This window comes from Flavobacterium hydrophilum, assembly GCF_003202405.1.
Classification (GTDB): Bacteria; Bacteroidota; Bacteroidia; order Flavobacteriales; family Flavobacteriaceae; genus Flavobacterium; species Flavobacterium hydrophilum.
This window is the reverse complement of sequence record NZ_QJHL01000001.1, coordinates 2,145,946-2,159,758: the sequence shown is the minus strand read 5'-3', so window position 1 is coordinate 2,159,758 and position 13,813 is coordinate 2,145,946. Positions and strand designations below refer to the sequence as shown.

General features: G+C 33.7%; 10 protein-coding genes. 9 read left to right on the top strand and 1 reads right to left on the bottom strand.

The genetic code is table 11. The features are described from left to right. Positions 1–41 precede the first annotated feature (41 nt). Entirely contained in the window at positions 42–401 is a 360-nt protein-coding gene (locus tag DMB68_RS08305; RefSeq protein ID WP_110346137.1) for a hypothetical protein, read from the bottom strand. A 173-nt stretch (positions 402–574) separates the two neighbouring features. Here DMB68_RS08305 and DMB68_RS08300 point away from each other — a divergent pair, with 173 nt between their 5' ends. From DMB68_RS08300 to DMB68_RS08260, 9 genes are all read left to right on the top strand, one after another. Next, positions 575–1,561, top strand: coding sequence for a tetratricopeptide repeat protein (locus tag DMB68_RS08300; protein ID WP_110346136.1), 987 nt, complete (start codon positions 575–577; stop codon positions 1,559–1,561). Between the two features lie 16 nt (positions 1,562–1,577). Further along, positions 1,578–2,057 carry a hypothetical protein gene (locus DMB68_RS08295; protein ID WP_124019408.1) on the top strand — a complete coding sequence of 160 codons (480 nt, stop codon included), beginning with the start codon at positions 1,578–1,580 and terminating at the stop codon, positions 2,055–2,057. 7 nt (positions 2,058–2,064) lie between these two features. After that, a complete protein-coding gene (locus tag DMB68_RS08290; protein WP_110346134.1) occupies positions 2,065–3,942 on the top strand; it encodes a WG repeat-containing protein in 1,878 nt (625 codons plus the stop codon). A gap of 7 nt (positions 3,943–3,949) precedes the next feature. Further along, complete coding sequence (locus tag DMB68_RS08285) at positions 3,950–4,879, top strand: MORN repeat-containing protein (protein ID WP_110346133.1); 930 nt, start codon at positions 3,950–3,952, stop codon at positions 4,877–4,879. 103 nt (positions 4,880–4,982) lie between these two features. Further along, positions 4,983–6,674 carry a T9SS type A sorting domain-containing protein gene (locus tag DMB68_RS08280; RefSeq protein ID WP_124019407.1) on the top strand — a complete coding sequence of 564 codons (1,692 nt, stop codon included), beginning with the start codon at positions 4,983–4,985 and terminating at the stop codon, positions 6,672–6,674. A 13-nt stretch (positions 6,675–6,687) separates the two neighbouring features. Continuing rightward, positions 6,688–6,969: a hypothetical protein gene (locus DMB68_RS08275; RefSeq protein WP_110346131.1), complete on the top strand. Its 282-nt coding sequence runs from the start codon at positions 6,688–6,690 to the stop codon at positions 6,967–6,969. A 46-nt stretch (positions 6,970–7,015) separates the two neighbouring features. Next, entirely contained in the window at positions 7,016–8,929 is a 1,914-nt protein-coding gene (locus DMB68_RS08270; RefSeq protein WP_110346130.1) for a tetratricopeptide repeat-containing sensor histidine kinase, read from the top strand. Positions 8,930–8,935: 6 nt separating this feature from the next. After that, a complete protein-coding gene (locus DMB68_RS08265; protein WP_110346129.1) occupies positions 8,936–10,852 on the top strand; it encodes a tetratricopeptide repeat-containing sensor histidine kinase in 1,917 nt (638 codons plus the stop codon). A gap of 98 nt (positions 10,853–10,950) precedes the next feature. Then, entirely contained in the window at positions 10,951–13,707 is a 2,757-nt protein-coding gene (locus DMB68_RS08260) for a T9SS type A sorting domain-containing protein (RefSeq protein ID WP_110346128.1), read from the top strand. Positions 13,708–13,813: the final 106 nt, after the last annotated feature.

The window sequence follows — 13,813 nt, the reverse complement described above, 5'->3', positions numbered from 1 at the left end:
ATTTATTCAGGTAAAATAAGTGGTTTTTTATTTAAAGGATATTAGTTCAACCGTTCAGAAGTTTCTGTTCGAAGACAATGTTCGGTTCCCAGATAAAGCGGGTTTCCGTGTTTTTCAGACCAAAATCCTTCCAGTAGATCTTTGGTGATGCATCGGTAAACAGCGACACCTTTGTATGTTTTTTTGTCTTCTCCTTTATAACTAAAATTGATTACCAGAATATTATCTTTAAAAAATCCGGTACCTTTTTGTTCCTGAACATTATTGATAATCCATTTGGCTTTAATTCGGTTGTTTTCGTCAAGAGAGAGTGTCAGTGTACCTTTATACGTCATTTCATCTGAACCGTCCTGATTGCTTCCTGAAATGGAATAAGTGCCAATTAAATCCTGTATTGTCATTATTATATATGGGTAAAAAATGTGGTAAATATATTAAAATTAGTCTTTAGACGTAATTTATATGATGTTAGTTGAAAAATTTCAAAAGGTATCATTTATGAAAAATACGGCATTTATCGTATTTTCTGGCGTTGTGTATTTCATCAATTTTACACCAGATAAAACGATGAAATATGAAAAAACTTTATTCCTTAATTCTTTTGGTTTCCATCTCTTCATGGGCACAATTCAAACCAGCAGATTTTGATAATGCCATGGAATTGATGTACGGGTCAAGCCAGCAAAAAGCACTATCCAATTTAGAAGCATTAGAAAAACAATATCCAAAAGAAGCTCAGGTAATTTTTCTCCGTGGTTTTTACCAATATCGTGACGGCGATCAAAATGGTGCTATGATGAATATCTCCAATGCCATAAAAAGCAATCCGAAATTTGCATTTGCCTATGGCGCCAGAGCAACATTATTCTCTACAAAAGGAATGCTGGACAAAGCCATTTCAGATATGACAGCTGCTCTTACACTTGAACCTAAAAACATTGAATTCTATTACAAGAGAGCAGAATATTACAGCAAAAACCAGCAAAATCAGGAAGCTGTAAATGATTATAAAAAAATAATCCAATTGACTCCAGTTGATTTTAACGCCTATTATGAAGCGGCAACTCTTGCCAATTTGATGAATGCAAATGGGGATGTCTTTTTTAAAGAAGCCTATTTGGTCAAAGGAATACAAAAATATTCAGTTGATTTTTTGTATGCTAAATATCTGATGAATGCCAGACGATTCGACGAGGCAAAACCCGTAATGGAATTGGCTTTGGTAGACGAAAAAAACTTTGATGGCGATGATTTACAAACTGCTGCTATCATTTTTTATAAAACTAAAGATTATCAGAAATCAGCTGAATATTTCAAAAAAGCCGTTGCCAAAAAACCGGGTGACATCAATTTCAGATGTAATCTCGCTTCGGTTTATATCGATTTGAAAGACTGGCAAAAAGTAAAAGAAACGGCTGAAGGTGCCCTCAATTTAGATCCCAATTATCCATTGTCAAATATGTACATGGCGATTGGCCTGAAATGGACCGGAAACGAAACTTTGGGTCTTGAATATGAAGCCAAAGCAAAACGACTCGATGCCGAACAAAACCAAAACTAATTTAACCAAAAACACTATGAAAAAGTTACTAACTACAATCGTATTCTTTATTGCTGTCATTTCATTTGCACAATCTCCCATTATCAAACAATTCAGAGAAGTGGTAAAAGACGCTCCGAATCAGTTTACTAATTTTCAAAAGGATTTATTGAGTGATAATCCGGAAAAGCACAACAAACTTTACAACTCCACCATTGAGGATACTGCTATTTCAAATAATTTTATTTCTCAGACAGAAGGTCAAAATGGGGTGTACATAATCAGATTTGATGTCGCTAATTTAGACGGAATGATGCTGAAAATGTTCCTTACGATTTCAGAACAATACATTAAAGAACTCAACGAAATGGAAAAATCCGGTGCCTACACAGGCAGGGATTATCAGGCAAATGGAGAAAACATAACAGAACTCAAGGATAACAAAGGCAATTTAGCGGTGGAATACATCAGTAATGCTACTGAACATTTGATAATGGTTTACGGTAAGTTAATATAGTAAGGTGATGAAAAAAAATACATTCTTAGTTGTGTTAATGATGCTTTTAATAAGTTTTCATTGTATTTCACAAAAAAAATACGGGTTTATTAATTTAAAAAATGAGGTGGCCATTCCCGCCCAATTTGATGGAGCTAAAAATTTCAAAAACGGACTGGCAGCTGTGAAAATCAATGATTTATGGGGGTTTATCAATACAAAAGGAGAAATGGTTATCCAGCCCAAATATGGTACCGTACTTGATTTTGATGGACCTATTGCGAGAGTAAGCGTTGCCGAAATAGGACTTATGCAAACAGGAACATACACTTACATCAATCAAAAAGGTGAAGATGTACCGGAGGCTGGAATTGTTGGTGAACCTGCTTTTTTTAATGGTTTGAAACCCGTTCAAGCCGAAAATGGAAAGTACGGTTATAAAAATAATAAAGGCAATATGGTTATTCCGGCCATTTATGATGATGCTAACGATTTTAATGGATCGGGTTGGGCGACTTGTTACAAAAATGGTTTTATGGGATGTGTAAATGCCAGTGGAAAAGTTGTAGTGCCATTTACTTTTAAGTTTATACAAACGGGTTTTGGAAAATATATTGCTGCACAAACACAAAATGGAGAATGCCGGATTTACAATTCGGATGACGGCACTTTTATCAAAATTGCAGGAGTGAATGATATTTATGCTTTTGAAAAAAGTGGTATTACAACTTTCAAATCAGGAAATAAATTTGGTTTTATAGATACAAAAGGGAAAATCCTTTGTCCAGCTATTTATGATCATACAAGTAGCAATAACGAAGGTTTGGCAAAAGTATTTTCAAACGGCAAACTTCAGGTTTACGATATTCTGAACAATAAAATTTTAGCTACTATTCCGAATGCAAAAGGATATGGAGTTTTCTCTAACGGAATAGCACAAATAGAAATAGATGATAAATGCGGATTTATAGATAAGTATGGAAAAACAATAATTCCTACAGCGTATTATAATTTAGGACATACATTTGAAAATGGATTGACCTATTTTCAAACAGACGGTTATGCTCCAGTATCAAATGCTATAGCTTCAAATACTATGGTTTCGCAACGCAATACAGCACAAAGTACATCTAATGCTACTACAACTCTTTTATCAATAAATCCCGATGGTACAAATCAGGGCGATATTCAGCATAAAAGTAGAGAAGTGGTTTATATTGTTGAAAATTCAGGACAGTGGACAACTGTAAAATTAAACAAGGAAAAGGAATCCGTTGTTGCCATGCTGAAATCGGGATTGTACAATGAAACCGATTTTAATAAAATCTCTGATATGGCTTCGGAAGAAACGTATCCGATAGCCATCAAAAACTATAAGTTGAGAGAACAAAACATGCATTTAGCCCGAAATTATAAATGCATCAGGGTTGCACAATTTACTACGAGCTATGCAGCCTACAGTGTTCTTTGGGTACCAAAAGTAGACAATCAGAATTTGCCAATAGAAATGCAGCCCACCTCTGATAATGGTTTTTATATCGTAATGAAAACAAGTTCGGTTTCAACAACGCCAAGTCCATCATCTGACAATCAGGTTCGCGGTGATCTGACTGTTCCTGAATCTTATAAAATTGGAAATGTAACGGTATCCACTTACGCTTTAGATCGTTTTAGTGAATTAGGAAGCATGGCAATCATAAGAGGAAGCGTTATGTATGTGGTAAAAATCAAAGGAAAGACGATGCAGGACGAAGGAATTGTTGCTGCCAGGGCCAATAAAGTTTTGGGATTTGATTCTGATTATAAATACCAATGGTCTCCTGGAATCAATTGTATGACAATGGAATCAAAATATCGTGCCGTGTTTTCGGTGATTTGTAGAGGTGAAGTAGATTTAGATAAATAAAGCCCTAATGAGAAAAAAGATATTTATCCTAATGTTTTTAATTCAAATACAAGTTTTTGCCCAGTGCATTGCGGGCAATTGTAAAGATGGATTTGGGAAATATGATTTCGGATTTGCCGTTTACGAAGGCAATTTTAAAGCCGGTAAACCCAACGGTCAGGGTACTATGGATTACGGAGGCGGGGATAAATTCGTAGGCAGCTTTAAAAACGGACAGGAAGATGGTGATGGACAATTGTTTAAGAAGCATATACCGCAAGCCGTTACGTATGTGAATGGAAAAGTAAAAGTAAGAGTGGTGCAAACAAACATTGGATCAAATGCACCAGCCATTGAAGGTTGTTTACAAGGTGATTGTTACAATGGTTTTGGTAAAATAAAATTCCCAAGCGGTAATTTGTATGAAGGTAATTTTGTTTATGGAGTTAGAAATGGTCAGGGCAAATTTGTATTCGCCAGTGGCAATGTTTTAACAGCAACATTTAAAGACAATGAACCACTTCAGGGATCGTTTTTCTATTTCAATGAAGACACTACTTTTTACGGTACGTTTAATGATGATGGAACTCCCAACAGCGGTGATTATAAATATCCTGCCAACAGGGCAACTGTAACCGTCGTAAATGGTGTAATAACGAATATTGATAATCCTGTAGCACGTGAAGCCGAGGAAAAAGCCGAAAAAGAAAAAGAAGGCAAAATTTGTTCGAAATGTGGCGGAAAAGGAATGTGCCAGGGCGCAGCATACGCGCAAACTACCGAGAGTTATTATACGGTGAACACCTATAAAAGCAATGGCAGTCTTTACAGCTCGAGTGATGGAAATGTGGGCAGAAAGACAACGATGGTCAAGCCGCCGCCAACCCGATGTACACAATGTGACGGAACCGGAAAAGTATTTGGAGGCGACCAGATCATAATGTCAAAGCGATATTGACTGGATATTTCTTAGCTTATAAAACTTAAAAATACGGCATTTGTCGTATTTTTTTGTGATTTGAAAAAGCACAACTTTGGATTATAATTTAAAAACTATTATTATGAAAAAAACTCTACTATTTATATTATTATGTCTGGGAAGTATATTAACCGCGCAAAACAATGCCTCCGATTTTGACTGGGCGTTTAATACCGGCGGAGGTTATAATACCACCAAAAGAATACAATACAATTCGCAGGGTGATTTACTCTGCATGGTGAATATCGGAAATAAAACAACTTTTGGATCAACTTCAATGCAGGGGCAGGGATTCAGTGTTTTTCCGGGTAATGTTACTTTTATTGGCAAGCGAACACAGGCCGGAGTAAAAACGGTTTTGGTAAAAGCACTTTCAAGCAATTCTTATGTGGCCAATTTTGATGATTTTGCCCTTGATAGCAATGATAATATTATTGTTTCCGGAACAGTATTCAATGCTGCAACTCCTTACAATTTTGGCAATGGCGTTACTCTTTTAGGAAAAGGGTATTTTGTTGCCAAGTACAATTCAAACGGAGAATGCCAGTGGGCCAAATTATTTACGTTAAATGTGGCAACAATCTCATCTACAAACGTACCAATTGCTTTAGGGGTTTTGCCGAATAACGACATCTATTTTGCTGCACGTTCCTCTAACGGAAACCAGCCTTTCTGGCTGCTTCGACTTGATAGCAACGGAACTGAAATCTGGCATAAAGAATGGATTCTGCCATCTTCTAATTATATCAAAATCACAACTTCAAAAAATAATTGTTTTTTTGATAACACCGGTAAAGCTTATTTTTATATTTCCAATTTAAATTCAGAGGTGATTACTGTCGATGGTGTACCATTGACGATTCCGGCCGGAACACATCCTGCAGCAGCACACATTTTAGCTATTGACGGAAACGGTGCCAACGGAACATTTAGTTCTCACAGAGGAGGAATAGGGGACTTGGCAGTAGAAAAAGCGACAGGAAATGTATTGGTAAAATGGTCCCAATACAATGCTAATCCTGCGCCGTTCAATACGGTAAATCACACGAATAATGTTTATCAGGGAATAGTAGCTTTGGATGCTAACAGGAATTATTTAAACAGTACGACAAATCCGGTGCTGGATCAGGCAGATATTGATGCCATTTTTCCTTTAGGAAATTTGAAATTTGTGGGAATGAAGTTGATGATGCCTGGAAATTCTATAACTGCAGGAACACAAACCTTTACCGCAACAAAATATACACCAGCCTGGAAATTTTTTGACAGTTTCGTTATGTCAAAGTTTGTCGCACATCCTGAATTGAACGAATACAGTACAGCTGTCTATCCCTTTATAGCTGCCTACAATAATAAATTAGCCGTATCAGGTTCATACAGTCTGACGAATAATGCAACTGTAAATGTTAACGGAACTACATTAACATCCTGCGAAAACGATTTGACTTTCGCAACCACATATCCGGCTTTTGCTTCATTGGCGGGTGATTTATTCATTTCACAACTAACAAATGGTACTTCTCTGGGTATTGATAAAAACGACATAACCGAGTCAATTTCAGTTTTTCCAAATCCTGCCAATAGTAATTTTAATATTCAGATTGATGAAAATCTAATTGGTGCAAAAGCAATTGTTTATAATCTTCGTGGTCAAAAAATAAAGGCATTTATTTTAAATTCCACATTAACCAACCAGACTTTAACCAAAGGGCTTTACCTCATCCAAATAGAAAAAAAAGGAACAATAACAACCAAAAAGCTGATTGTGAATTAAAAAATATTGAAGTATGATTATTCTTTTAATTGCTATTGTTATTACGTTTTTTGTTACAATTACCATTTTGTATATTGGTTATAATAAACAAAAGAGAACCTTCAGAAAAAGGACCGCTTCTTTAGAGAATAGTATTGCTGTCCTTGGTAAGCAGCAAGAAAAACAAGTTAATCAATTGAAGTTATCTGATGTTTTATCAGAGCAATTAAAAGAATCAAATCATCACTTAAATAAAATTATTTATGATGTTAATTTTCAATTATTTTTGGCTATGTTTAACAAAAAAAAGAATTAATAAAGTATTCTTTTAACGAAATAATCTATTTACTTTTTGAATTTATATGAAACAAGCAATATTCTGTTTTTTTTTACTTCTCTCGGTTAATCTCTATTCTCAAGATGTACAAAATGTAATAAAGGATTTAAAAAGTGACTTAAAAGCAAAACCAGATCTTCAAAAAAAAGCAGCAATTTATTCTGATTTGACGTGGTATTATACTGACATATCAATAGATTCGTCCATTTTTTATGGTAAAAAAGCATTAGAATCTGCCAGAATTCTCAAAGATGAAAAATTATTATCGCAAGTTTATTCTGATTTAGGAGCAGCATATTTTAGAAATGGAGATTTTAAAAAGTCTAAATCTAATTATTTAAAAGGATACAGCATCAGAAAGAAAAATAAGGATTTTGAAGGTGTAGCAAAAATAAATATAAATTTAGCAAGTGTACTTACTAGTAATCAAAATTATAAAGAAGCAGTAAAATCATATCTTGAGGCAATTAATTATTTTGAAGGGAGGAATGATACAATTGCAAATATTACGAAATCTAATCTGGCTATTGTTTTTCATGAAATGAAAAACAATAACAAAGCTTTATTATACCAAAAGGAAGCTTTGTATTTTTTAGAAAAAAATAATTTACAATATAATTTAGCTGATGCTTATTTAACATTAGGTAGTATTTACTCTGATCTTAATGATAATAAAAAAGCAGAATTTTATTTTAATAAATCTTTGAAAGCAGGATTTTTAATAAAGGATAATTTAGCAATTGTAAATGCATATGAAAATCTAGCATCAATTAAGCTGGATGAAAATAAACCAAAGGAAGCAATTATTATTTATGAAAAATCAGAAAAATATTTGAATTCATTAAATACAGATATTGATATTGCTGTATATGAAATTAATATTTCCCGTGCCTATCTTCAAATGAAAGACTATAAAAAGGCAAAAAATATTCTTAATAAAAATATTTCTTTTTTTAAAAATCAAAACAATAAGACTTATTTACTAGATATATATAAAAGACTAACAGAGTCTTATTTGTATTTGAATTCTCCTGACAGTGCAGCTTCTTATTTAAAATCTTATAATGAATTAAAAGATGTACTAAGTAAAGAACAAATTAATAAACAAACAACAGAAACAGAAACCAAATATCAAACTGCCAAAAAAGAAAAACTGCTTCTGCAAAAAGAAGCTGAAGCTAAAAAGAAAAATATAATATTAATTATAGTTTCACTGCTCACCTTATTTATTGCAATGATAGGATTTCTCATATATCGTCAGCAGAAACTAAAGCAGAAACAGCAAGAACAGGAATTTGAATTAAAAACGGCTATTTCCCAAATAGAAAATCAAAATAAACTGCAGGAACAGCGATTGAATATTTCCCGGGATCTGCATGATAATATTGGTTCACAGCTGACTTTTATTATTTCCTCGGTAGATAATGTTAAATATGCTTTTGATATTGATAACAAAAAGCTGGATGATAAATTGACCAACATCAGTTCTTTCGCAAAAGAAACTATTGTGGAACTCCGCGATACAATCTGGGCAATGAACAGCAACGAAATTAGCTTTGAAGATTTGGAATCCCGAATTCATAATTTTATCGAAAAAGCGAAAGAAGCTAAAGATGAAATTCAGTTTTTTTTCCAAATCGATTCGGAATTAAAAGACACAAAACTCACATCCGTTGAAGGGATGAATCTCTACAGAACCATTCAGGAAGCCGTAAACAATGCTATAAAATACGCCAATGCTTCCAGCATTTCTATAGCTGTAAAAAGAATAGAAAACCAAATTCAAATAGCAATTGAGGATAACGGAATTGGTTTTGATGAAACTACCATCCAAAAAGGAAATGGGTTGAAAAACATGCAAAAGCGTATTGAAGATATTGGTGGAAAGTTTCATTTGTTTTCCTCTCACGAAGGAACTAAAATCGTTGTTTCAATATAGATATTTATGAAAAAAGGAATGTTATTGGTTTTATTGTTAGTAGTAAACATCTGTTCATCTCAAAATAATAGAATTATAGATAGTTTATTACAATCGTTGAAAAAGGGAAGCGATAAACAAAAAAACCTGACATTGATTAACATTTCCGATGAGTATAGTAATTTCGATTTAGACAAAGCTATTTTATATGCGGATAAAAGTTTAGTTAAGGCAAAAAAGTTAAAAAATGATTCGTTAATTGGATTATCGTACAATGCGATTGCAAACAATTTTCAGTATAAAACCGAATTAGATTCAGCCTTAAAATACCATAAAAAGGCTTTAGAGATTAGAATTAAAATAAAGGATTCCATTGGTTTAGCAGATACTTACAATAACTTGGGAATTTTTTATGATACCAAAGGAGAGTTTTCAAATGCTGTAAAGAACTATTTCAAAGCATTGTATTTTTATGAAAAAAAGCAAAATATTGCAAAGCAGGCAATGGTTTGTTCTAATATTGGGATTGTGTTTAAAGCCCAAAAAGAGTACGATAAAGCAATTATTTACTATCGAAAATCTTACGAGTTATATTCTAAGACAACAGATGATTTTGGAAAGACAACATCTGCAGGAAATCTTGGTTCCATATTGATTAACTTAAAACAATATGAGGAGTCATTAAAATATTCTGTAATCGCAAAAAAGGGTTATGAAAAATTAGGTTATGAACGCTTTGTGGGTTATCCATTATCCAATATCGCGTATGTTTTTGATAGTTTACATAATTTTAAAATGGCAAATAACAAATATCTGGAATGTCTTAGGCTGCATAAAAAACATCAAAATAATTTTGAAATTGCTGAAGTTTCCGGGGCTTTTGCCAATTGTTTGATCAAGCAAAAACTTTTTAACAAAAGCATAATTTATTCTCAGGAATCACTAAAGTATTCCAAAATTGCAAAAGCCAATTTATTAGAAATCAATAGTTTTAAGGTTCTTGCACTTGCTAATTCCAAATTAGGAAATTATCAGAAAGCGTTTCAATATTCTGAATTATACAATTTAGGAAAAGACAGTGTTTTTAAAACTCAAAATACAAAATCAATATTTGAATTAGAAACCAAATACCAAACTGCTAAAAAAGAAAAACTCCTCTTAGAAAAGGAAGCCGAAGCTAAACAGCAAAATATAATCTTAATAACTGTTTCTTTGATTGCTTTGTTTATTGCAATAATTGGATTACTAATCTACCGCCAACAAAAGCTAAAACACACGCAGCAAGAGCAGGAATTCGAATTAAAAACTGCCATTTTCCAAATAGAAAATCAAAACAAACTGCAGGAACAACGATTGAATATTTCCCGAGATTTGCACGATAATATTGGTTCACAGCTTACTTTTATTATTTCTTCGGTTGATAATGTTAAATATGCTTTTGATATAGACAACAAAAAACTCGATGATAAATTAACCAACATCAGTTCTTTCGCAAAAGAAACTATTGTGGAACTCCGCGATACGATCTGGGCAATGAACAGCAATGAAATTAGCTTTGAAGATCTGGAATCTCGTATTAATAATTTTATCGAAAAAGCAAAAGAAGCTAAAGATGAAATTCAGTTTTCATTTGAAACTGATGGTGATTTAAAAGCCACAAAACTAACTTCAATAGAAGGGATGAATGTGTACCGAACCATTCAGGAAGCGGTTAATAATGCTGTAAAATATGCCAATGCTTCAAGCATTTCTATAGATGTAAAAAGGATAGAAAACCAAAATCAAATTACGATTCAGGATAATGGAATTGGTTTTGATGAAGCTGCAATTCAAAAAGGAAATGGTTTAAAAAATATGCAAAAAAGAATGGAAGATATTGGTGGAAGTTTTAATTTGGAAAGTTCCAATCTGGGAACATTGATAACGATTTGGCTGAATAATTAAACAAACATCACTTCATAATCTTAAAATACGGCATTTGTCGTATTTTTTTGTGTTTATAGATACCGCAAATTTGCTTTACATTCTATAAACCAGAAAATATGAAAAAAACAATTACTCTAATTTTGCTTTTATTTATCATGAACAGCAATGCCCAGATAGGCGGCGGCTGGGATTGGGCATTCAATACAGGATCACTTGGCGGCGAAGCGATCAAACATCTAAAATACACCAGCGATGGTTCAGAAATTTTATTTGGAGGAACAGCATTGGCGGCAGCTTATTTCAGTTCTACAACACTGACAGCTCCGGCACAACCGAATTATCCCGGAGATATTAAATATTTCGGAAAAATAAATTCAGCAACCGGTGTACCGACAATCATTAAATCCTTTAGTAATTTGTTTATCAATTTTGATTGCATTACAACAGATGATGCCGGGAATTTTTATATCGGCGGAGGCCTTAGCGGTATCAATCCTGTTGATTTAGGAAATGGTATTTCGGTTAGTGGACAGAATAAAGTGGTAATAGCCAAATTTGACGCTTCTGGAAATACCGTTTGGGCAAAAACCTTCGATTTAGGTGTGGTTGGGACTTACCAAAAAACAATTCCGAGATTGGCAGTTTCTAATTCAGGAAATGTTTTTTTCGTAGGATACAATCCAAATTTAGATGCTAACGGAAAAGTAAATTATCCGCTTTATAAACTGGACAGCAACGGAGAAACACTTTGGTACAAAGATGCACTAAACCCTCATGGAATTGTAGGTGTTTTTACAAACGAAAATTCTCTAAGTGATAAATTTATAGACAATAATGAGAATGTACATTTGTCAGTAGGCTCAACAGCAGGTTTTACTTTTGATGGAATAAATTATCCCAATACCACTACCAGTCCTTCAACTACAATTTACACTACCATACTTTCTTTGAATTCGTCGGGAAATATTCTAAAAGCACAAACTTTTGATGCTGAGGTTAAAAGTTTTCAAGTAAACAGAATAACAGGAAATCTGGCTTTTTTCTGGTCACAGGACAATCCAAATCCGTCGCCATTTGATAAATTACCAGCACAAAATTATGGCCCGACCGGATCCTTCATCGGTATGATTGAAACTGATGCTAATTTTAATTTTATCAGATGCAAAGATTTTTTTACTACTTACGACAACCCATTTAACATTGATAATGATAAAGACATTTTCCTTTCATTGCCAAATGGTAAATTAGTGATTGCCAAACAATTTTCTAAAAACAAATTGTATGCAGCAGGAGTAGATTATATTCATCCTTCAGACCCTAACAATGCCAGTGTGATTATAGAAACAGATGCCAATTGGAATATTACTAAATTTATTTCAGGAGGAAAAGCACCGCTTACAGATCAGAATGTTTTGGCGGCTTATAATGATACTTATGCCATGGCAGCCGGTTTTTTTTCGCAGGATTTAGCTCAAACTCCGGGTAATCCAAATAATCTGGTGCCAACAACCTCATATGGGACTGTCAATTTAACCGGATTTAATGCAGCATCTGATTTTAACACAGCTTATGGAATACATTCTACATTTTACCTGCGAAAAGATGTTGCGATTGTGCAGACTAAATCGGCTAATTTTCCAACAATTGCCTCTACAACATGGTTAGGAAACTCAACAAACTGGAATGATGCTTCTAACTGGTCAAATGGTGTTCCAACAAATGTTATGAAAGCTCTTTTTAATCAGCCAACATCTAATTATCCAATAGTTTCTTCTTCTCCAAAAGCGGCTTCTTTGGAAGTGAAAACCGGAGTTAATTTGACCTTGCCATCTACTTTAGTTTTGACTTCTGGTTTGAAAAATGATGGAACGATAACCATTAAAGATGGTGGTTTTTTTCAGGGTTTGGGAGCAAAAGAATGGAGAGGTTCCGGTACTGTTAATTTTACAGGAACTGCTGTCTCTTTTTTCTATTCGGGTTTCTTCAGCAATAGTTTAGTTTTAAATACAGATCTTGGAACTTATTTTGATTTGAAAGTGCCAACGGTAACGCTAAATACAGGAAAAATCAGCTTAAACGGTAAAACATTAAGTATTATTGATAGTAGCCCAACGGCGCTTTCAGGTGTGAGCGCAACCAATTATATTTATGGAGGTACATTAGAAAGAAAAATAAATACTACGGGAATCTATGAATTTCCGGTGGGAGAATCGGCAAGATTGCAATCCGCAACTATTAATGCGAATAATTTAGTCGGTGTAGATAAAATTGCAGTTAAATTCACTAAAGCTTTTACAGGTACAACGCCAAATATTTCATACAACGGAGTTGCCATAACGAAAGCACTGAATGGCGGATGGTTTACCATTTCACCGGATAAACAACCTACCTCAGGGAATTATGATGCGATTTTAAACATTCAAAATTCTACTAATACCAGTGCTTCAGCGGGGAGTTATGTTGTAATAAAAAGAGACAACAGCACTTCGGCCTGGAACGTCAGCGGTAATTACACGCTGGCTACTGTAAATAACGGAATGGTTACTGCCAGAAATAATGGTTTGACTTCTTTTTCTGATTTTGCAATTGGAATAGGAAATGCCAATATCACTTTATCAAATTCGGAATTTCAAAAACAGCAGCATACTATTTTTCCCAATCCTGCATCAGAGCAAATCAACCTTTCGTTTCCATCTATTTTGAATAATGTAAATGTGAAAATAATCGCTGTAACAGGGCAGACAGTTTACCAGAAATCGAATCTTTCAGGAGATAACTTAAGTTTGAATGTATCCAATTTGGCAAACGGAATCTATATTATTCAGGTTTCAGATGGTATTTCGGTAAGCAGTTCGAAGTTCATCAAGCAATAATTAAAATTTCATTTCAAAAAAAATACGACAAATGCCGTATTTTTTTTTTGAAGTAAAAATCCTAATCTTTGGGTTTTAATTTTCCAGTATGAATATAATATTTCTC